Below are 19815 nucleotides of genomic sequence, written 5' to 3'. Positions count from 1 at the left end.
GCCACGGCCCATTCCCCTCCGATCCGATTCCCCATGAAAACCAAACCCCTCACCACCGCCGTCCTGCTGGGCGTGCTCCTGACCTTTTTCGCGCTCGGCCTGTGGGCCTGGCAGCAGCGCGCGCCGGCCGAAGCGCCGGCGCCCCAGCGGGCCGACCCGGCCCGCCTGCAGCGCATGCATTCGCCCGTGCTGGGCCCAGCCGGCGCGCCGGTGACCATCGTCGAGTTCTTCGACCCGTCCTGCGAGGCCTGCCGCGCCTTCCACCCCTTCGTCAAGGCCTTGCTGGCGCAGTACCCCAGCGAGGTGAAACTCGTGATCCGCTACGCCCCGTTCCATCCCGGCTCCGACAGCGTCGTCAAGCTGCTGGAAGCGGCGCGCCGCCAGGGGCTGTACCAGCCCGTGCTGGAAGCGGTGCTGGACGCGCAGCCCGCCTGGGCGGATCATGCGCAGCCCAATCCCTCGCTGGCCTTCGCCGCCGCCAAGCAGGCCGGGCTGGACATCGAGCGCGCCCTGCAGGACATGCAGCGCCCCGAGATGGAGGCCCTGCTGAAGCAGGAGGTGGAAGACCTCAATGCGCTCTACGTGGAGAAGACGCCCACCTTCTTCGTCAACGGCCGCGGCCTGACGCGCTTCGGTCCCGAGGCGCTGGCCGAACTGGTCGCCGAAGAGCTGGCGATCGCCCGCCGCGCGCGGCCGGGGCCGTGAGACCATCGCGGTCTTTGCGTTCCACCCACGACGGGAGTCGACCATGGACTGGCTTGTGCTCGGACTGGTGCTGTTTCTTGGCATCCATTCGGTGTCGATCGCCGCGCCGCGCTGGCGGCACGCGGTCGCGCACCGCATCGGCGAGGGGCCCTGGAAAGGGCTCTACACGCTGGTGGCCCTGGCCGGTTTCGGCCTCATCGTGGCCGGCTACAGCGCCGCACGGCAGAACCCGGTGCTGCTGTGGACCCCGCCCGTGGCCATGCGCCACGTGGCCGCTGTGCTGATGCTGCCGGTTTTCGTGCTGCTGCTGTCGGCCTACCTGCCCGGGCGCATCCAGCGCGCCGCGAAGCACCCCATGCTGGCGGCCACCAAGCTGTGGGCGCTGGCCCACCTGCTGGCCAATGGCGGCCTGGCGGACGTGGTGCTGTTCGGCGCCTTCCTGGCCTGGGCCGTGGCCGACCGGGTCTCGCTCAAGCGCCGCGCGTCCGCCGGCCTGCTGCGCGCCCCGCACACCTTCGGACCCGGCAAGGCCAACGACGCCATCGCGCTGGTGGGCGGCCTGCTGCTGTACGTGGTGTTCGCGTTCTGGGCGCACGGCTTCCTGATCGGCGTGCGGCCGTTCGGTTAGGGCGCGAACACGCCCTGCGGGAACCCGGGCGCCGGCGCTCGCCTCCATCGGGGCACGCCTTGAACACCTCGAACCGATGGGAGATTCCATGATCCGACGCCTTCGCCCCCTGTTCTTCGCCCTGGCCGGCGGCCTGGCCTTCGCCGGTGCCCTGGCCCAGCCGGCGGTGCGCCTGACGCCCGAGGTGGTGGCCGGCGGCCTGCAGAACCCCTGGGGCCTGGCCTTCATCGGCGACGGGCGACTGCTCGTGACCGAGCGCCCCGGGCGCCTGCGGGTGGTGGAGGCCGACGGCCGCCTCAGCCCGCCGCTCAAGGGCCTGCCCGAGGTCGATGCCGTGGGCCAGGGTGGCCTGCTCGACGTCATCACCGACCGCGACTTCGCCCGCAACCGCACCGTGCACTTCTGCTACAGCGAGCCCGGGCTGGTGGGCAATTCCACCGCCATGGCCTCGGCGCGGCTGTCGGACGACCGCACCGCGCTCGAGAACTTGCGCGTGGTCTTCAGCCAGAAGCCCAAGGTGGGCAGCCGGCTGCACTTCGGCTGCCGCATCGTGCAGGCGGACGACGGCAGCTTCTTCCTCACCCTGGGCGACCGCTACCTGCGCATGCACGACGCGCAGACCCTGGACAACCACCACGGCAAGGTGGTGCGCGTGCTGGCCAATGGCCAGCCGCACCCCGACAACCCGTTCACGAAGCAGGCGCGCGCGCTGCCCGAGATCTGGACCCTGGGCCACCGCAACATCCAGGGCGCGGCCCTGGGCCCGGACGGCGCGCTCTGGACCATCGAGCATGGCCCGCAGGGCGGCGACGAACTCAACCGCCCCGAGGCCGGCAAGAACTACGGCTGGCCCCTCATCACCTACGGCGAAAACTACGGCGGCGGGCGCATCGGCGCCGGCCTGACGAGCCGCGCGGGCCTGGAGCAGCCGGTGCAGTACTGGGTGCCTTCCATCGCGCCCTCGGGCCTGGTGTTTCTGCGCGGCGACCGCTACGGCGCGGCCTGGCAGGGCAACGCCTTCACCGGCTCGCTCAAGTTCCGCCACCTGGTGCGCCTGCAGATGGAGGGCGGGCGCGTGGTGCACCAGGAGCGCCTGCTGACCGAACTGAACCAGCGCATCCGCGACGTGCGCGAGGGGCCGGACGGCTGGCTCTATGTGCTGACGGACGACAGCGACGGGAAGGTGCTGCGGCTGACCGTGAAATGACAAGGGCGTGCCGAACGGCTGCGCGCCCGGGCGAAGCGGAACAGGCGCACCGGGGCGCCTGTCCCCTGAGGCGTGGACCTTGCGCGGCTAGCGCACGCCACCATCCAGGCTTTCGGCCAGGGCCGCCAAGCGAGGACCGATTTCCCGCTCCAGATCGCCGGAGCGGATCTGGTAGGACTGCACCACGCAGTTCATCACGAGGATTTCCGAGTGGGCGCCGCGGCGCAGCGGGACCGCTGCGGCATAGATGTCCGGACGCAGATCGCCGTACGAGTAGCAAAACCGCAGCTGACGGAACTCGGCCAGGCTGCGTTCCAGCATCGGCCGGTGTTGGGCCCAGAGCTCGGGCCTTTTGACGCGGGTTCGCTCACCGCGTCAGCGGCCAATGGTTCGAGTGTGTAGTTCATGTGGGTTCAGTCTTGTCGTGGGCTCGCCGCCAGCGCGCTGCAATGGCGTTGGGCCAGCGCATCGGCGGTCTTGACGAGCAGCCCCAGGTCGGAGCCGAGGGCGAAAAGGTTGGCGCCCGCGGCGCGGTAGAGGGGCACATCGGCTTCCGCGCACAGAACGCCGGCGCTCTTGCCGGCCTGTCGAATCCGCCGCAGGCCAGCGGAAACCGCCTCGACGACCTCCGGGTGCCCCGGCTGCCCGAGCAGGCCCATGTCGGCGGCCAGGTCGTTGGGGCCGACGAACACACCATCCACGCCGGGCGTGGCCGCGATGCGCTCGGCGTCTTTCACGGACGCCGCCGTTTCGACCTGGACGATGAGGCTGAAGCGGTCTTCCGCGCGGGCCAGGTAGTCGCGATCGCGCCCATAGCGGGTGGCGCGCACCGAGCCGGCGACGCCCCGCACGCCGTGCGGCGGGTAGCGGGTGAAGCGAACGGCCTGAGCCGCTTCTTCGGCGCTCTGCACATTGGGCACCATGAGCCCGGCCACACCCATGTCCAACAGGAGCTTGATGGCCACGAGGTCCAGGCTCGCCAGGCGCACGATGGGCACCGTGGGGCTGTCAGCGAGGGCGCACAACTGGGCGTGCAACTGGGGCAGCGAGTTCGGCGTGTGCTCCGCATCGAACAACAGGTAGTCGAATCCGCTGCCCGCCAGGGCCTCCACCACCTGCACGCCATAGGAACAGCAGAAGAGGCCGGCCGTCATCTCGGCGCCCAACAGGCGGCGCTTGAAGGAAGCGGCGCGTGTCATGCGTTCTCCTCCTGGCCGCGCGGCACCACCACGCCTTGCACGTGCCCGAACCGTTCCATCATGACGTCAGACAGCGACTTGCCCTGGTCGGCCACCCAGCCGCCCGAGCGCATCGTGTAGCCCCGCGGAAACCTCCGCCGAGCGGGTGTACGCCTTGGGGGACTGCGCGCAGATCGACGGGCTGCTGCTGCCGTTCGTGATGCCACTGATGCGCTCGGCCAAAGCGCTGGCGCGCACGCTCGCGGGCGATCCCACCGACGTGGTCTTTCCCTGCATGCCGGTGGTGGCGAAGACGCCCTCGTTTCCCGTGGTGGTCGCGCCGGTGGTCGACGGCTCGCCGTTCCGCTGGGAGAAGGCCGGGGAGGGCAGCGGCCACCGCGCCTGGTGCAAGGACGCCAACGATCAGGTCCGGGGCTTCGCGCTGGGGGGCGAGGCGGTCGGTGAGCGGTTCCGCTGGGAGCGCAGCGTTGCGGCCTGGCTCGCGGCGGACGCACCCATCTCCGAGGCCGCGCCGGCCCAGGCGTCAAACCCCTGAGGGGTTCAGCGCGTCATCCACCGCCGCGCCCCATGGCTGGCCGCGTCCACCAGCGCCACCATCAGCAGCATCGCGCCCAGGATGGTGGCCGTCTTGCCCATGTGGAACAGGCCCATGTGAAAGGCCAGCATCTGGCCCAGGCCGCCCGCGCCCACCACGCCCAGCACGGCGGCGGCGCGGATGTTGTTCTCCCAGCGGTAGAGCGTGTAGCTCAGCAGCTGCGGCAGCACCTGCGGCAGCGTGGCGTAGAAGAAGACCCGCGCGCCGCCCACGCCCTGCACGCGCAGCGCGGCGGCCGGGCCGGGCGGGGCGTTTTCGATCGCTTCGGCGAACAGACGGCCCAGCACGCCGGCCGTGTGGAAGGCCAGGGCCAGGGTGCCGGCGAAGGGCCCTAGGCCCGCGCTGATGAGCAGCAGCGCGGCCCACACCAGCTCGGGGATGCTGCGCAGGGCGTTGAGCAGCAACCGCGTTGGGCCGCGAGCCCAGGACGCGCCACCGTCCCCGCGCCGGCTGGCCGGCAGCGCGAGCGCCAGGCCCGCCACCGCCGCCAGGCCCGTGCCCAGGGCCGACATGGCCAGCGTTTCCCAGGTGCCCTGGACCACGCGGCGCAGGAACTCGGGTGAGGTGTCGGGCGGGAAGAACTCGCCGAGGAAACGGCCCATGCTGCGCGCCGCGTCCAGCGACAGGAATTCGCGCCACTGCAGGTCGAGCGACCAGAAGCTGGCGACGACCAGCGCCGCCAGCGCCAGCAAAAACCACAGGGCCTTGCTGTGCCAGCCCAGGAGCGCGGACGACCCAGGGGCGCCGGGGAGCCGGCTTTGCCGGGCCCCAGGTGCCGCCCCCTTGAGGGGGTCGCGGGAAGCGCGGCGGGGGTGTTTCAACCCAGTGCCTTTCGCAGTCCCGCGCTCACGCGGTCGGCCAGCCCCACCAGCAGCATGAAGACCAGCAGCATGGTGGCCACCTCGCCGCCGTTGAACATCTTCATGGAGTTGTCGAGCTGCTGTCCCAGGCCGCCCGCGCCCACGAAGCCCAGCACCACCGAGGATCGGATGGCGCATTCCCAGCGGTAGACGGTGTAGCTGGTGAGCTCGGCCGCGTTGGTGGGCAGCAGGCCGTAGCAGAAGGCCTGCAGGCGCGAGGCGCCGTTGCGCAGCAGGGTCTGCGTGGCGTGGGCTTCGCCGCTTTCCAGGATCTCGCCGTAGACCTTGCCGAGCATGCCGCCGTAGGTGAGGGCGATGGCCAGCACGCCGGCGGTGGGCCCCAGGCCCACCACGCGCACGAAGACCAGGGCCCAGACCAGCTCGGGGACGCTGCGCAGCACGATCAGCAGCCAGCGCACCGCCTGGCGCACCACCCAGGGCCCGCGCGCCATGCGCCCCGACAGGGCGGACAGCGAGAGCACGCGGGTGGCGGCGAGCGTGAGCGGCGCGGCGATCAACAGGGCCAGCGCCATGCCGGCGGTGGCGATGGCCACGGTGCGCCAGGTCTCGCGCGCCACCAGCGCGAGGAAGTCGCCGTCCAGTGTGGGCGGCAGAAAGCTGCCGAGGAACTGCGCCGAGACCCGCAGGTTGCGGGGCTCGAACAGCACCCAGGGCCGGAACTCGGTGGCCACGCCCAGCGGCCACAGCAGCACCAGCGCGGCGCCGATCCAGAACACCCGGGTCAGCCAGGCCGGGTCGCGGGTGGGGGCGGCGCGGGGCGCCGTGGCGGTGTTCATCGCAGGCTTCAGCGGCACATCAACACGGGTGGCACGGCCGCCTCGGGCTCGGGCGATGGGTTCGCGGGCGCGCCGCCTTGCAGCTCGTGCTCGAACCGGTCGTACAGGCCCGCCAGGCGCTCGCGCGTGACCTCGGCCGCGGGCAGGTCGAAGGCCAGGCGGCCGTCGCGCAGGCCCACGATGCGCGGGAAATGCGCCAGCGCCACGTCCACCTGGTGCAGGGTGGCCACCAGCGTGGCGCGGCGCTCGCGCGCGCCCTCGACGAGGGTGTGGATGGCCTGGCGCGCGCGCGTCGGGTCGAGGGCCGAGAGCGGTTCGTCCACCAGCCAGGCCGTGGCCGGCGCCAGCAGGGTGCGCGCCAGGCCCACGCGCTGGCGCTCGCCGCCGGAGAGGCGGTCCACGCGCTCGAAGAGCTTGTCGCCCAGGTCGAAGCGCTCCAGCGCGGCGAAGGCGGCGGGGATGTCGGTCGGGTGCAGCAGCGAACGCAGGCTGGCCCACAGGCCCATGGCGGGCAGCCGGCCCGCCAGCACGGCCGTGACCACGCGCTGGCGCGGCGGCAGCGGCGGGACCTGCGGCGCGAGCAGGAGGCGCCCGCGCAGGCGGCGCAGCTCGGCGCGTGGCAGCGACCAGGGATCGGCGCCATCGAGCCGCAGGGCCCCTTCGCTGGGCGGCATGGCGCAGGCCATGAGCTGCAGCAGCGTGGTCTTGCCAGCGCCCGACGGACCGATCACCGCGAGTTGTTCGCCCGCGGCCACGCGCAGGCTCAGGCCCTGCACGGCGGCGGGCTGGGCGGCGCGCGCGGCGGGGTGGCGCGCGCTGAGCTGTTCGAGGGCGATCTGCAAGACGACTGGCTCCGGTGCGGGGGCGAAGCCCGGATTAGACCGCGAACGCCCCACCCGGCCGCGGGGGCGGTGTTCAGCGCGGGGCCGGCAGCGCCACGCTGCGAAAGCCCGCCAGGATGTCGGTGCGCGGCGCGCCGAAGAAATTGCGGTAGCGCGGGTGGCGCATCTGCGGCGCGGTGGCCCAGCTCGCGCCCTTGAGCACGGGCCGGCCGTCGAACCAGGGCTGGGAGTAGTCGCGGTAGGGGTGCGGCTCGAAGCCCGGGTGCGGGGCGAAGGCGCTGGCGGTCCACTCCCAGACCTGGCCCCAGGCGAAGCCGGGCGCGCTGAGCGCCGCGCGCTCCCACTCGGCTTCGCTGGGCAGGCGCCGGCCGGCCCAGGCGCACCAGGCCTGTGCTTCGGTGGCGCTGACGTGGCAGACCGGGGCCCGCGGGTCCAGGGCCCGCCAATGGCCCTGGGCGCGCTGCCACCAGCCGCCGGCCTCACGTTGGAGGAAACGCGGCACGGGCACGGCGCCGGCCTCGACAGCGGGCAGGTAGCGCGCCCAGTTCACCGGGGCCGCATCGATGTCGACGGCGGCGAGCTCGACCGTCTGGCCTGGCAACTCGTTGTCGAAGGCGAAACCCGGGCCGCGCCAGCCCAGGGTCCAGGGACCGGCCGGCAGGCGCAGCGTGCCTTCGCACGCGGCCAGCGGCGGCGCGGTCTCGCCCGGGTCGATGTCCAGCACCTGGGCCATGTACACCCAGGCCTCGCCGTGCATGTCCTCGTGGAAGAGGGCCAGGCGAAAGGCGTACAGGCCGTCGTCGGTTTCGGGCGCGTGCGCCAGCAGGGCCAGGGTGTCGTCCAGGCTGGCCTGCAGGTCGGCGCGGGTAGCGGCCAGGTCGGGCAGGGGCAGCGACCATCGGGTGTCGTGCGGCACCGCGCTGCTGTCGTAGAGCGCGTCGGCGTCGAGGCCGCGCATGGCCTGGCGCGCCGGAGCCAGCGGCGCCGTGGGGTCGGCGCGCGCGCCGCGCTCGCGTTGCGGTGCGGGCTGGCGCGCGATCCAGCGGTCGGCGAACCAGCCGAGGTGGCCCAGCTCCCACAGCGGCGGGTTGAGTTCGGGCGACCGCGGCACGCGCAGGCGGGGGCCCAGCGCGGCCTCGTAGGCCTGGGCCAGGCGCAGGGTGCGCGCGCGCGTGCGGCGCAGCAGGGCGGCCAGCGTTTCCCGACCGCCCCGGCGGGCCTGCTCGGCCGCCGCGCCGGGGGCGTCGCCGGGCTCCGACACAATCCCTTGTTCGATGGCCACCATCCACAAACCCCTGTTGTGCCTTGTCACGCCGGCGCTGGCCGACGCGAACAACGGCAATTGGCAGACCGCGCGGCGCTGGGCGCGCCTGCTGGCGGGGCATTATCGGGTGGTGGTCGTGCGCGAATGGCCCGAGGCCACGCTGCACGAGACGCCGGCGGTGCTGATCGCGCTGCACGCTCGGCGCTCGGCGGCGTCCATCGCGGCCTGGGCAAGGGCGCATCCGCTCGTGCCCCTGGTGGTGGTGCTGACGGGCACCGACCTGTACCGCGACATCCAGGGCGACGCCGACGCCCGCCGCTCGCTGGCACTCGCGCACCGCCTGGTGGTGCTGCAGGAGCGCGGGCCGCTGGCGCTGCCGCCGCCGCTGCGCGAGCGCTGCCGGGTGGTGTTCCAGTCCGGGCCCGCGCGCGCGCCCCTGCCCAAGCCCCGCCGCTTCCTGCGCGCGCTGATGGTGGGCCACCTGCGCGAAGAGAAATCGCCGCAGACGCTGTTCGAGGCGGCGCGGCTGATCGCCCCGGGCGAAGGCATCCGCATCGACCACATCGGCGAGGCCCTGGACCCCGCGCTCGGCGCGGCCGCGCGGGCCACCGCCGCGGCCTGCCCGCACTACCGCTGGCTGGGCCCGCTGCCGCACGCCGAGGTGCTGCGCCGCCTGCAGCGCGCGCACGTGCTGGTGCACGCCAGCCGACTGGAGGGCGGCGCGCACGCCGTGCTGGAAGCGGTGCGCGGCGGCACGCCGGTGCTGGCCTCGCGCATCGACGGCAACCTCGGCATGCTCGGCGAGGCCTATGGCGGCTACTTTCCGGTGGGCGATGCGCCCGCCCTGGTGGCCCTGCTGCGCGGATGCCGTGCGGACATGGCCGCGCCCGATGGCAGGCTCGCGCGCCTGGCCGCACAATGCGCCGCACGCGCGCCGCTGTTCGAGCCCGAGGCCGAACGCCAGGCGCTGCTGGCCCTGTTGAACGACGTCCGCCCGCGCGAGCCCGCGCCGGCCACCGAACCGGAGACCCCTTCGTGAACGCCCCCATCCCCACCGCCGCCGCCCAACCCCGCCTCACCAGCCTGTCGCATGGCGGCGGCTGCGGCTGCAAGATCGCCCCCGGCGTGCTCAGCGACATCCTCAAGGGCAGCACCGGCATGCCCATGCCCAAGGAGTTGCTGGTGGGCATCGAAACCGCCGACGACGCGGCCGTCTACCGCCTCAACGACGAGCAGGCGCTGATCGCCACCACCGACTTCTTCATGCCCATCGTGGACGACCCCTACGAGTTCGGGCGCATCGCGGCCACCAACGCCATCAGCGACGTCTACGCCATGGGCGGCACGCCCATCATGGCGCTGGCGCTGGTGGGCATGCCCATCAGCGTGCTGAGCACCGAGACCATCGGCCGCATCCTGCAGGGCGGGCAGGACGTGTGCCGCGCCGCCGGCATCCCCATCGCGGGCGGCCACACCATCGATTCGGTGGAGCCCATCTACGGCCTGGTGGCCATGGGCCTGGTGCACCCGGCGCGGGTCAAGCGCAACGCCGACGCCCAGGCTGGCGACCGCCTGGTGCTGGGCAAGCCGCTGGGCGTGGGTGTGCTGTCGGCCGCGCTCAAGAAGGAGCGGCTCGATCCGGCCGGCTATGCCGCCATGATCGACACCACCACCCGCCTGAACACGCCAGGCCCCGACCTGGCCAAGCTGCCCGGCGTGCACGCCCTGACCGACGTGACCGGCTTCGGCCTCGCGGGCCACGCGATGGAGATGGCGCGCGGCGCGAACAAGACCGTGCGCCTGGACTGGTCGCGCGTGCCGCTGATCCCCGGCGTGCGCGAGCTGGCGGGCGCCGGCATGGTGACGGGCGCCTCGGGCCGCAACTGGGCGGCCTATGGGCACGAGGTGCGCCTGGGCGCGGGCCTGCAGTCGGTCGATCAGGCCTTGCTGAGCGACCCCCAGACCAGCGGCGGCCTGCTGGTGGCCTGCGAGGCCGCCAGCGTGGACGAGGTGCTGGCCACCTTCCGCCGCCATGGCTTCGAGCAGGCGGCCGAGATCGGCGAGGTGCTGGACGCCACCGGCGATGGCGCGCGCCTGCGGGTGGATTGAGGCCGGGGGCGCGGCCGGCGCCCTCAATGGCCTTCGAGCGTTTCCAGCAGCTCCGTCTCGATCTGGATCTGCCGCTTGTTCACCTGCAGCTCGGGCCCGCTGATGAGGAAGGTGTCCTCCACGCGTTCGCCCAGGGTGGTGATCTTGGCCAGTTGCACGCTGATCTCGTGGCGCGCCAGCACGCGCGAGATGCCGTAGAGCAGGCCCGCGCGGTCGCTGGCCGACACCGACAGCAGCCAGCGCTGGGCCTTCTCGTCGGGCCGCAGGTCCACGCGCGGCGTGATCGGAAAGCTCTTCACGCGCCGCGACAGCCGGCCCTTGGTGGGGGGCGGCAGCGGGCCGCGCTCGTCGATGACCTGCGGCAGCCGGGCCTCGACCATGGCCACCAGTTCGCGGTAGTGCTCGGCCATCTCGGGCACGATGACCTGGAAGGTGTCCAGGGCGTGGCCGGTCAGGGTGGTGTGCACGCGCGCGTCCAGGATGCTGAACTGCGACATGTCGAAGTAGCCGCAGATGCGCGCGAACAGGTCGGCCTGGTCGGCCGCGTACACCAGCACCTGCAGGCCTTCGCCGGCCGGTGAGAGGCGCGCGCGCACGATGGCGCGGCTCGGGTCGCGCCCGGGCTTGGCGAGCTCGCGCGTGAGCACCCGCGTGTGCCAGGCGATCTCGTCGGCCTGGTGGCGCATGAAGTAGCTCACGTCCAGCGTGTCCCACAGGGCCTTGTGCGCGTTGTGGGGCAGGGCGTGCAGCGCGAGCATCTGCAGCGCCTCGCGCTTGCGGCCTTCGATCTCGGCGCCCGGGTCGGGCGCGCGCCCGCCCAGCACGCGCAGCGTGTAGCGGTACAGGTCTTCCAGCAGCTTGCCCTTCCAGGCGTTCCACACCTTGGGGCTGGTGCCGCGGATGTCGGCCACGGTGAGCAGGTACAGCGCCGTGAGGCGGCGCTCGTCGCCCACGCGCTGCGCGAAGGCGGCGATGACGTCGGGGTCGGACAGGTCGGCCTTCTGCGCCAGCCGGCTCATGGTGAGGTGCTCGGCCACCAGGAATTCGATGAGGCGCGTGTCCTCGCGCGGGATGCCGTGCTGGCGGCAGAAGCTGCGCACGTCGCGCGCGCCGAGCTCGGAGTGGTCGCCGCCGCGGCCCTTGGCGATGTCGTGGAAGAGGGCGGCGATGTAGAGCAGCCAGGGCTTGTCCCAGCCGGCCGCGAGCTGCGAGCAGAAGGGGTACTCGTGCGAGTGCTCGGGGATGAAGAAGCGGCGCATGTTGCGCAGCACCATCAGGATGTGCTGGTCCACGGTGTAGACGTGGAACAGGTCGTGCTGCATCTGCCCCACGATGTGGCGGAACACCCAGAGGTAGCGGCCCAGCACCGAGGTCTGGTTCATCAGCCGCATGGCGTGCGTGATGCCCTGCGGCTCCATCAGGATGCGCAGGAACAGGGCGCGATTGGCCGGGTCGGCGCGGAACTTCGCGTTCATCACGGGGCGCGCGTTGTACAGCGCGCGCAGGGTGCGCGCCGACAGGCCCTTGATGCCGACCGTGGTCTGGTAAATGTGGAAGGTCTCGAGGATGGCGTGCGGCTGCTGGAAGTAGAGGTTGTCGCTGGCCACCTCCAGCATGCCGGCCTTGTCGAAGAAGCGCTCGTTGATGGGGCGCAGGCGCATCACGCCGGGCTCGGTGTCGCCCAGGCGCTCCTCGATGTTGAGCAGCAGGATCTGGTTGAGCTGCGCCACCGCCTTGGCCGCCCAGTAGTAGCGCTTCATCAGCGCCTCGCTGGCGCGGCGCGTGCCGCGCGGGTTGGTTTCGCCGGGTGCGGGCAGCTGGGGCTTGAAGCCGAAGGTCTCGGCCACGGCGGTCTGCAGGTCGAAGACCAGGCGGTCCTCGCGGCGGTGGGCGAGCAGGTGCAGGCGCGCGCGGATCAGGCTCAGCAGGGCCTCGTTGGCCTTGATCTGGCGCGCCTCCAGCGGCGTGGCCAGGCCGCGGCGGGCGAGCTCGTCCCAGCTGCGGCCCAGGCCGGCGGCTTTCGCCACCCAGAGGATCATCTGCAGGTCGCGCAGGCCGCCGGGCGATTCCTTGCAGTTGGGCTCCAGCGCGTAGGGCGTGTTCTCGAACTTGTGGTGGCGCTGTCGCATCTCCAGCGTCTTGGCCACGAAGAAGGCCTTGGGGTCCATGGCCTCGCCCAGGCGGGCCACCAGGCGCCGGAAGCCCTCCTGGTGACCGGCGATGAGCCGGCACTCGAGCAGCGAGGTCTGGACGGTCACGTCCTTCTCGGCTTCGGTGGCGCACTCGTCGACGGTGCGCACGCTGGAGCCGATCTCCAGGCCGAGGTCCCAGCAGGCACCGATGAAGCCTTCGATGCGGGCCTTGAGGGCGTCGTCGGCGTCGGGCTCGCAGCCCTCGGGCAGCAGCACCAGCACGTCGACGTCGGAATGCGGGAACAGCTCGCCGCGCCCATAGCCGCCCACGGCCACCAGGGCGAAGCGCGGGCCGAAGCCGGCGCGCTGCCACAGGGTGCGCAGGGTCTGGTCGGTCAGGCGGGCGAGCTGGTGCAGGGCCCGGCGCACGCCGCGGGTGGAGGCCCCGGTCTGCAGCAGGGCGGCGAATACCGCCTGCTTGTGCTCGCGGTACTGCTGGCGCAGGCTGGCCAGGTCGTCCACCGGGACGCCCCTTCAGGCCGCGACGCTGGCCGGGGCCGGGTTCACGAAGGCCGGCGGCGCGATGTTGCCGGCCGACCAGGTGAGCACCTCGTAGCCGGTCTCGGTGACCAGCACGGTGTGCTCCCACTGGGCCGAGAGCGAGCGGTCGCGCGTGACGATGGTCCAGCCATCGCCCAGTTCCTTGATCTCGCGCCGGCCGGCGTTGATCATGGGCTCGATGGTGAAGGTCATGCCGGGCCTGAGCTCTTCCAGCGTGCCCGGGCGGCCGTAGTGCAGCACCTGGGGTTCTTCGTGGAAGCGCTGGCCGATGCCGTGGCCGCAGAACTCGCGCACCACGCTGAAGCCGTTGCCTTCGGCGTAGGTCTGGATGGCGTGGCCAATGTCGCCCAGGCGCGCGCCCGGGCGCACCAGCACGATGCCCTTCCACATGGCCTCGAAGGTCACCTGGCACAGGCGGCGGGCCTGGAGGGAGCAGGCGGCCTCGCCGCCGATCAGGAACATGCGGCTGTTGTCGCCGTACCAGCCCTCGGGCGTGATGACGGTGACATCCACGTTGAGGATGTCGCCCTTCTTGAGCGGCTTTTCGTTCGGGATGCCGTGGCAGACCACCTGGTTGATGGAGGTGCACAGGTGGCCGGGGTAGGGCGGGTAGCCGCTGGGCTGGTAGCCGATGGTGGCCGAGCGGGTGCCCTGCTGCTTCATGTAGTCGGCCGCCAGGCGGTCGATCTCGAGCGTGGTCATGCCGGGCTGGATCAGCGGCGTGAGGTAGTCCAGCACTTCGGAGGCGAGGCGGCAGGCGGTGCGCATGCCCTCGATGCCGGCGGCGTCCTTGTAGGTGATGCTCATGGGGCGCGATTATCCCACCGGACCCCGCCCGCACACGCCCCGCCGGGCCAATCGCCATGGGGGCGGCGGGTAGAATTCGAGGCTTCCCAACGCCTTAGCCAACCACTTCGCTTCGCGCGACCCGCACCGCTTGCCGGGGTCGAACCAAGAGGCACCACGGAACCGGCTTTGCCGGGCCGCAGGTGCCGCCCCCTGGAGGGGGGCGCGCGCAGCGCGGCGGGGGTGATTCCATTTCATGTCCCTGCACCTGCGCACTTTTGATGGCGGGCACGCCATCAGCGACTTCAAAGTCCAGCAGCTCCTCCCCCGCCTTCAAGCCATCCACGACAGGATCGTCGGCCTCAGCGCCCGTTTCGTGCACCTGGCGGCCTTCGACGCCGCGCCCGACGCCGCCACCGAGCAACGCCTGGGCGAGCTGCTCACCTACGGCGAGCCCGCGCAGCCCGCCCACCTGGCGCTCGAGACCGAGGGCGCGCCGGCCCTGCTGGTGATGCCCCGCCTGGGCACCGTCTCGCCCTGGGCCTCCAAGGCCACCGACATCGCCCGCAACTGCGGCCTGGTGGTGCACCGGGTGGAGCGCCTCGTCGAGTACCGCCTGGCGCTCAAGCCCGGCCTGCTCGGCGGCAAGCCCAGCCTCGCGCCGGAGCAGACCTGGGCCGTGGCCAGCCTGTTGCACGACCGCATGACGGAGGCCGTGGTGGCCACGCGCGAGGAGGCCCACGCCCTGTTCACCGAGCTGCAGGCCGCGCCCATGGAGCGCGTGGACGTGCTGGGCGGTGGCCGGGCGGCGCTGGAGCGCGCCAACGCCGACTGGGGCCTGGCCCTGGCCGAGGACGAGATTCACTACCTCATCGAGGCCTTCCAGGGTCTGGGCCGCAACCCCACCGACGTGGAGTTGATGATGTTCGCGCAGGCCAACAGCGAGCACTGCCGCCACAAGATCTTCAACGCCCAGTTCACCATCGACGGCGTGGCGCAGGACAAGAGCCTGTTCGGCATGATCCGCCACACCCACCAGCGCAGCCCGCAGCACACGGTGATCGCCTACGCCGACAACGCCTCGGTGATGGAAGGCCACGCGGTGCAGCGCTTCGTGGCGCGCTACGACGGCGGCCAGGCGCCGGCCTACCGCGCCGAGCCCATCACCCAGCACGTGCTCATGAAGGTGGAGACCCACAACCACCCCACGGCCATCTCGCCCTTCCCGGGCGCCTCTACCGGCGCCGGCGGCGAGATCCGCGACGAGGGCGCCACCGGCCGCGGCGCCAAGCCCAAGGCCGGCCTCACGGGCTTCACGGTCGGCAAACTCTGGGGCGGCCTGAGCGACCAGCCGGGCGGCAAGCCCGAGCACATCGCCAGCCCGCTGCAGATCATGACCGAGGGCCCGCTGGGTGGCGCGGCCTTCAACAACGAGTTCGGCCGACCCAACCTGCTGGGTTACTTCCGCGAGTACGAGCAGCTCGTCGACGGCGTTCAGCGCGGCTACCACAAGCCCATCATGATCGCCGGCGGCGTCGGCACCATCGACGCCGCGCTCACCCAGAAGGTGCTGTTCCCGGCCGGCACGCTGCTCATCCAGCTCGGGGGGCCGGGCATGAAGATCGGCATGGGCGGCGGCGCGGCCAGCTCCATGGCCACCGGCACCAACGCCGCCTCGCTCGACTTCGACTCCGTGCAGCGCGGCAACCCCGAGATCGAGCGCCGCGCGCAAGAGGTCATCAACCACTGCTGGGCGCAGGGCGAGAAGAACCCCATCCTCGCCATCCACGACGTGGGCGCGGGCGGCCTGTCCAACGCCTTCCCCGAAATCACCCACGACGCCGGCCGTGGCGCGCGCTTCGACCTGCGCGCCGTGCCGTTGGAAGAAAGCGGTCTGGCACCCAAGGAGATTTGGAGCAACGAGAGCCAGGAGCGCTACGTGCTGGCGATCGCGCCCGAATCGCTGCCGCAGTTCCAGGCCTTCTGCGAGCGCGAGCGCTGCCCCTTCGCGGTGGTCGGCGTGGCCACCGAGGAACGCCAGTTGCAGCTGGTCGACGAAGGCCAGGACAGCCCTGTGGACATGCCCATGGACGTGCTGCTCGGCAAGCCGCCCAAGATGCACCGCGACGTGACGACCGTGGCGCGCCACTCGCCGGCCATCGACCTCACCGGCGTTGACCTGCAGAAGAGCGTGATCGACGTGCTGAGCCACCCCACGGTGGCCTCCAAGCGCTTTCTCATCACCATCGGCGACCGCACGGTGGGCGCCTTCAGCCACCGCGACCAGATGGTGGGCCCCTGGCAGTTGCCCGTGGCCGATTGCGCCGTGACCCTGGCCGACCACGCCGGCTTCGCGGGCGAGGCCATGGCCATGGGCGAGCGCACGCCGCTGGCCGCCACCAACGGCGCCGCCTCGGGCCGCATGGCCGTGGCCGAGGCCATCACCAACCTGCTGGCCGCGCCCATCGAGCTGCCGCGCGTGAAGCTCAGCGCCAACTGGATGGCGGCCTGCGGCGAACCCGGCGAGGACGCCGCCCTGTACGAGACCGTGAAGGCCGTGGGCATGGAGCTGTGTCCCGCGCTGGACGTGTCCATTCCCGTGGGCAAGGACAGCCTGTCCATGCGCACCCAGTGGCAGGCCGATGGGCAGACGAAGAAGGTCACCGCACCGGTGAGCCTGATCGTCAGCGCCTTCGCCTCGCTGGCCGACGTGCGCGGCACCTTCACGCCCCAGCTGAACCGCGACATCGACGACACCACCCTGGTGCTGATCGACCTCGGCAAGGGCCGCCACCGCCTGGGCGGCAGCGTCCTGGCCCAGACCCTGGGCCACCCCGGCGGCGAGGTGCCCGACCTCGACAGCCCGCAGGACCTGAAGAACCTGGTGAACGCGGTGAACGCCCTGCGCGCGCAGGGCCGGGTGCTGGCCTACCACGACCGCAGCGACGGCGGCCTGCTGGCCACCGTGGCCGAGATGGCCTTCGCTGGACGGGTGGGCGTGGCGCTCAACATCGACCAGCTGATCACCGAGGGCGACGGCATCAGCGACAGCCGCGCCGAGACCGGCGACGCCAAGAACTGGGCCCAGCAGGTGGGCGCGCGGCGCGAAGAGCTCACGCTGCGGGCCCTGTTCAACGAAGAGCTGGGCGTGGTGCTGCAGGTGCGCACCGAGCAGCGCAACGAGGTGATGCAGGTGCTGCGCGAGCACGGCCTGTCCAAACACAGCCACTTCATCGGCAAGACCCGTCCGGCCTCGTCGGCGATGGACGCTGGCAAGGGCGAGCTGCAGGTCTGGCGCGACACCAAGGCGGTGTTCAGCGCCAGTCTGTACGACCTGCAGCAGGTCTGGGACAGCGTGAGCTGGAAGATCAACCAGCGGCGCGACAACCCCGAGTGCGCCGACGCCGAGCACGCGGCGGCCGGCGACCCGGCCGACACCGGCCTGCACACGCTCCTCACCTTCGACCCCAAGGAGGACGTGGCCGCGCCCTTCCTGAACCTCTCGCGCCCCCGGGTGGCGATCCTGCGCGAGCAGGGCGTCAACTCGCACGTGGAGATGGCCTGGTGCTTCACCCAGGCCGGCTTCGAGGCCTTGGACGTGCACATGACCGACCTGCAGGCCGGTCGCGCCGACCTGAAGGACGTGCGCGGCGTGGTGGCCTGTGGCGGCTTCAGCTACGGCGACACGCTGGGCGCGGGCATCGGCTGGGCGCGCTCCATCACCTTCAACCCGCGCCTGGCCGATCAGTTCCAGGCCTTCTTCGCGCGAGCCGACACCTTCGGCCTGGGCGTGTGCAACGGCTGCCAGATGTTCGCCGAGCTGGCCGACATCATTCCCGGGGCCCAGGCCTGGCCGCGCTTCACCACCAACCGCAGCGAGCGTTTCGAGGCGCGCCTGTCGCAGGTGGAGGTGCTCGATTCGCCCAGCCTGTTCTTCCAGGGCATGGCCGGCACGCGCCTGCCCATCGCCGTGGCGCACGGCGAGGGCTACGCCAACTTCCGCCACCGGGGCGACCCGGCCCAGGCCATCGCCGCCATGCGCTTCGTCGACAGCCAGGGCCAGGCCACCGAGCGCTACCCCTACAACCCCAACGGCAGCCCGGCCGGCCTCACGGCCGTCACCACCGCCGATGGCCGTTTCACCGCGCTCATGCCGCACCCCGAGCGTGTCTTCCGCAACGCGCTCATGAGCTGGACCGACCAGGACGTGTCCGCCCCCAGCGGCTGGACGCGCATGTGGCGCAACGCGCGCCGATGGGTGGGCTGAACATGCCCCCCCGAAGCGCCTGCGGCGCCTCCCACCGGGGGGCAACACCTGCAGCCCGGCGGAGCCGGTTCTGTGGTGTTCCCGATGAAGGCACGGCACATGGCCCGCACCCACACGCTTGACCTGCCCACCATTGAGGCCTACGCGCGCGACGGCGCCGTGGTGCTGCGCGGCGTCTTCACCCCGGCGGAGCTGCGGCGCCTGGAGGAGGGCATCGAGCACAACCTGGCGCACCTGAGCCCGCTGGCCCTGGTGGCCAGCGAACCCGACGACCCGGGCCGCTTCGTCGAGGACTTCTGCACCTGGACCCACAACCCGGCCTACGCGGACGTGCTGCGCCACTCCGCGCTGCCGCACCTGTCGGCCCAGCTCATGGGCAGCCGCCAGGTGCGGCTGTACCACGACCACCTGCTGGTCAAGGAAGCCGGCACGCGCCAGCCCACGCCCTGGCACCAGGACCAGCCCTACTACAACGTGGACGGCGCGCAGAACGTGAGCTTCTGGATCCCGGTGGACCCGGTGCCGCTGGCGAGCACGCTGCGCTTCGTGGCCGGCTCGCACCACGGCACCTGGTACATGCCGCGCACCTTCCGCGACCAGCAGGCCAAGTGGTTTCCCGAGGGCACGCTGGCCGAGCTGCCGCCGGTGGAGCAGGAGCCGCAGCGCTACCCCCAACTGGCCTGGGCCCTGGAGCCAGGCGACTGCGTGGCCTTCCACATGCTCGCGCTGCACGCCTCCAGCGGCACCGGCCCGGGCGCGCGCCGCCGCGTGTTCTCGGCCCGCTACCTGGGCGACGACAGCGTGCACGCGCCGCGCCGCTGGCGCACCTCGCCCCCGTTCCCGGGGCTGGACGCCCGCCTGTCCCCCGGCGCGGCCATGGACGATCCCCTGTTTCCCGTGGTCTGGCCCCCAACGCCCACCTAAACCCGCGGAGCCCCCATGGCCGGAACCAGCCTGCTCGCCCTCATCGACGACATCGCCACGCTGCTCGACGACGTGTCGGTCATGACCAAGGTCGCGGCCAAGAAGACGGCGGGCGTGCTGGGCGACGACCTCGCGCTCAACGCCCAGCAGGTCACCGGCGTAAAGGCCGACCGCGAGCTGCCCGTGGTGTGGGCGGTGGCCAAAGGCTCGCTGCTGAACAAGGCCATCCTGGTGCCGGCGGCGCTGCTCATCAGTGCCTTCGTGCCCGCGCTCATCACGCCGCTGCTCATGCTCGGCGGCCTGTTCCTGTGCTTCGAGGGCGTGGAGAAGCTGGCCCACGCGCTGGGCGCGCACAAAGCCGAGGACACGAAGGGCCGCGAGGCGCTGGTGAAGGCCGCGGCCGACCAGGCCGTGGACCTCGTGGCCTACGAAAAGGCGAAGATCAAGGGGGCCATCCGCACCGACTTCATCCTCTCGGCCGAGATCATCGTCATCAGCCTGGGCACGGTGGCCAGCGCCACCATGGGGCAGCGCATCGGTGTGCTGGTGGGCATCGCCCTGGTGATGACCGCGGGCGTGTACGGCCTGGTGGCCGGCATCGTGAAGCTCGACGACCTGGGCCTGCACCTGACCCGGCAGGCGCAGGCCTGGAAGCAGGCCATCGGCCGCGGCATCCTGGCCTTCGCGCCCTGGCTGATGAAGTCGCTGTCGGTGCTGGGCACGGCCGCCATGTTCCTGGTGGGCGGCGGCATCCTGCTGCACGGCCTGCCGCTGCTGGCGCACGGCGTGGACACCTGGGCCGAGAGCCTGGGCTGGTTCGGCGCCTTCGTGCCCAGCCTGGCCGGCGCGCTGATGGGCATCGCGGCCGGCGCGGTGGTGCTGGCCGTGGTGGAAGGCATCCAGCGCCTGCGCGGCGCGCGGTCCACGGCCGGCTGAGCT

General features: G+C 72.1%; 17 protein-coding genes. 9 read left to right on the top strand and 8 right to left on the bottom strand.

All coding sequences use genetic code 11. The features are described from left to right. The first annotated feature begins 33 nt into the window (after nucleotides 1-33). From BHU06_RS07840 to BHU06_RS07830, 3 genes are all read left to right on the top strand, one after another. Nucleotides 34-705, top strand: coding sequence for a thioredoxin domain-containing protein (locus BHU06_RS07840; RefSeq protein WP_070398591.1), 672 nt, complete (start codon nucleotides 34-36; stop codon nucleotides 703-705). A 43-nt stretch (nucleotides 706-748) separates the two neighbouring features. Further along, nucleotides 749-1333, top strand: coding sequence for an NnrU family protein (locus BHU06_RS07835; RefSeq protein WP_070398590.1), 585 nt, complete (start codon nucleotides 749-751; stop codon nucleotides 1331-1333). Between the two features lie 88 nt (nucleotides 1334-1421). Beyond that, nucleotides 1422-2540 (top strand): PQQ-dependent sugar dehydrogenase, encoded by a 1119-nt coding sequence (locus BHU06_RS07830; protein ID WP_070398589.1) that lies wholly within the window; start codon nucleotides 1422-1424, stop codon nucleotides 2538-2540. An 87-nt stretch (nucleotides 2541-2627) separates the two neighbouring features. Here the strand turns inward: BHU06_RS07830 and BHU06_RS07825 are convergent, their stop codons facing one another. Both BHU06_RS07825 and BHU06_RS07820 read right to left on the bottom strand, forming a co-directional pair. Continuing rightward, nucleotides 2628-2861: an IclR family transcriptional regulator C-terminal domain-containing protein gene (locus BHU06_RS07825; protein ID WP_070398588.1), complete on the bottom strand. Its 234-nt coding sequence runs from the start codon at nucleotides 2859-2861 to the stop codon at nucleotides 2628-2630. Between the two features lie 92 nt (nucleotides 2862-2953). Then, nucleotides 2954-3739, bottom strand: a complete 786-nt coding sequence (locus BHU06_RS07820) for an HpcH/HpaI aldolase/citrate lyase family protein (protein WP_070398587.1) — start codon at nucleotides 3737-3739, stop codon at nucleotides 2954-2956. 145 nt (nucleotides 3740-3884) lie between these two features. Between BHU06_RS07820 and BHU06_RS07815 the strand changes: the two genes are divergently transcribed. Beyond that, nucleotides 3885-4274 (top strand): hypothetical protein, encoded by a 390-nt coding sequence (locus BHU06_RS07815; protein ID WP_070398586.1) that lies wholly within the window; start codon nucleotides 3885-3887, stop codon nucleotides 4272-4274. Between the two features lie 5 nt (nucleotides 4275-4279). Here BHU06_RS07815 and phnE read toward each other — a convergent pair whose 3' ends face one another. The 4 genes from phnE to senA all read right to left on the bottom strand — a co-directional run bounded on the left by phnE (nucleotide 4280) and on the right by senA (nucleotide 8094). Continuing rightward, nucleotides 4280-5056: a phosphonate ABC transporter, permease protein PhnE gene (gene phnE / locus BHU06_RS07810; RefSeq protein WP_070398742.1), complete on the bottom strand. Its 777-nt coding sequence runs from the start codon at nucleotides 5054-5056 to the stop codon at nucleotides 4280-4282. Between the two features lie 95 nt (nucleotides 5057-5151). Further along, nucleotides 5152-5991, bottom strand: coding sequence for an ABC transporter permease (locus tag BHU06_RS07805; protein ID WP_070398585.1), 840 nt, complete (start codon nucleotides 5989-5991; stop codon nucleotides 5152-5154). 8 nt (nucleotides 5992-5999) lie between these two features. Continuing rightward, nucleotides 6000-6833 (bottom strand): phosphonate ABC transporter ATP-binding protein, encoded by an 834-nt coding sequence (locus tag BHU06_RS07800; RefSeq protein ID WP_070398584.1) that lies wholly within the window; start codon nucleotides 6831-6833, stop codon nucleotides 6000-6002. A gap of 73 nt (nucleotides 6834-6906) precedes the next feature. Next, the gene (gene senA / locus BHU06_RS07795; protein WP_254668134.1) at nucleotides 6907-8094 is read right to left on the bottom strand and encodes a selenoneine synthase SenA; all 1188 of its coding nucleotides are present in this window, start codon (nucleotides 8092-8094) and stop codon (nucleotides 6907-6909) included. Nucleotides 8095-8107: 13 nt separating this feature from the next. On the opposite strand from senA, the gene senB reads away from it, so the two are divergent. Both senB and selD read left to right on the top strand, forming a co-directional pair. Then, nucleotides 8108-9136: a selenoneine biosynthesis selenosugar synthase SenB gene (senB, locus tag BHU06_RS07790; protein WP_070398582.1), complete on the top strand. Its 1029-nt coding sequence runs from the start codon at nucleotides 8108-8110 to the stop codon at nucleotides 9134-9136. Then, nucleotides 9133-10206, top strand: coding sequence for a selenide, water dikinase SelD (gene selD, locus BHU06_RS07785; RefSeq protein ID WP_070398581.1), 1074 nt, complete (start codon nucleotides 9133-9135; stop codon nucleotides 10204-10206). The genes senB and selD overlap by 4 nt, the downstream gene beginning before the upstream one ends. A gap of 23 nt (nucleotides 10207-10229) precedes the next feature. Here selD and BHU06_RS07780 read toward each other — a convergent pair whose 3' ends face one another. Together BHU06_RS07780 and map are read right to left on the bottom strand one after the other, a co-directional pair. After that, nucleotides 10230-12860: a [protein-PII] uridylyltransferase gene (locus BHU06_RS07780; protein ID WP_070398580.1), complete on the bottom strand. Its 2631-nt coding sequence runs from the start codon at nucleotides 12858-12860 to the stop codon at nucleotides 10230-10232. Between the two features lie 12 nt (nucleotides 12861-12872). After that, on the bottom strand, nucleotides 12873-13706 hold the full coding sequence (gene map / locus BHU06_RS07775; RefSeq protein WP_070398579.1) for a type I methionyl aminopeptidase: 834 nt from the start codon (nucleotides 13704-13706) through the stop codon (nucleotides 12873-12875). Between the two features lie 235 nt (nucleotides 13707-13941). Here map and purL point away from each other — a divergent pair, with 235 nt between their 5' ends. The 3 genes from purL to BHU06_RS07760 all read left to right on the top strand — a co-directional run bounded on the left by purL (nucleotide 13942) and on the right by BHU06_RS07760 (nucleotide 19812). After that, nucleotides 13942-17952: a phosphoribosylformylglycinamidine synthase gene (gene purL / locus BHU06_RS07770; RefSeq protein WP_070398578.1), complete on the top strand. Its 4011-nt coding sequence runs from the start codon at nucleotides 13942-13944 to the stop codon at nucleotides 17950-17952. Nucleotides 17953-18051: 99 nt separating this feature from the next. Next, complete coding sequence (locus BHU06_RS07765) at nucleotides 18052-18876, top strand: phytanoyl-CoA dioxygenase family protein (protein WP_083293067.1); 825 nt, start codon at nucleotides 18052-18054, stop codon at nucleotides 18874-18876. Between the two features lie 15 nt (nucleotides 18877-18891). Then, entirely contained in the window at nucleotides 18892-19812 is a 921-nt protein-coding gene (locus BHU06_RS07760; RefSeq protein WP_070398576.1) for a DUF808 domain-containing protein, read from the top strand. The last annotated feature ends 3 nt before the right edge of the window (nucleotides 19813-19815 follow it).

Origin of the sequence: Hydrogenophaga sp. PML113, from assembly GCF_001777155.1 — a bacterium.
GTDB lineage: Bacteria > Pseudomonadota > Gammaproteobacteria > Burkholderiales > Burkholderiaceae_C > Hydrogenophaga > Hydrogenophaga borbori.
This window is presented reverse-complemented; position numbering and strand designations above follow the sequence as displayed.

What these genes read in the sequence shown, in the direction of transcription:
- BHU06_RS07825 (WP_070398588.1), bottom strand. Translation starts at nt 2,861, where the DNA reads ATGCTGGAACGCAGCCTGGCCGAGTTCCGTCAGCTGCGGTTTTGCTAC.
- BHU06_RS07760 (WP_070398576.1), top strand. Translation starts at nt 18,892, where the DNA reads ATGGCCGGAACCAGCCTGCTCGCCCTCATCGACGACATCGCCACGCTG.
- BHU06_RS07820 (WP_070398587.1), bottom strand. Translation starts at nt 3,739, where the DNA reads ATGACACGCGCCGCTTCCTTCAAGCGCCGCCTGTTGGGCGCCGAGATG.
- BHU06_RS07830 (WP_070398589.1), top strand. Translation starts at nt 1,422, where the DNA reads ATGATCCGACGCCTTCGCCCCCTGTTCTTCGCCCTGGCCGGCGGCCTG.
- map (WP_070398579.1), bottom strand. Translation starts at nt 13,706, where the DNA reads ATGAGCATCACCTACAAGGACGCCGCCGGCATCGAGGGCATGCGCACC.
- senB (WP_070398582.1), top strand. Translation starts at nt 8,108, where the DNA reads ATGGCCACCATCCACAAACCCCTGTTGTGCCTTGTCACGCCGGCGCTG.
- BHU06_RS07835 (WP_070398590.1), top strand. Translation starts at nt 749, where the DNA reads ATGGACTGGCTTGTGCTCGGACTGGTGCTGTTTCTTGGCATCCATTCG.
- BHU06_RS07805 (WP_070398585.1), bottom strand. Translation starts at nt 5,991, where the DNA reads ATGAACACCGCCACGGCGCCCCGCGCCGCCCCCACCCGCGACCCGGCC.
- BHU06_RS07765 (WP_083293067.1), top strand. Translation starts at nt 18,052, where the DNA reads ATGGCCCGCACCCACACGCTTGACCTGCCCACCATTGAGGCCTACGCG.
- purL (WP_070398578.1), top strand. Translation starts at nt 13,942, where the DNA reads ATGTCCCTGCACCTGCGCACTTTTGATGGCGGGCACGCCATCAGCGAC.
- BHU06_RS07840 (WP_070398591.1), top strand. Translation starts at nt 34, where the DNA reads ATGAAAACCAAACCCCTCACCACCGCCGTCCTGCTGGGCGTGCTCCTG.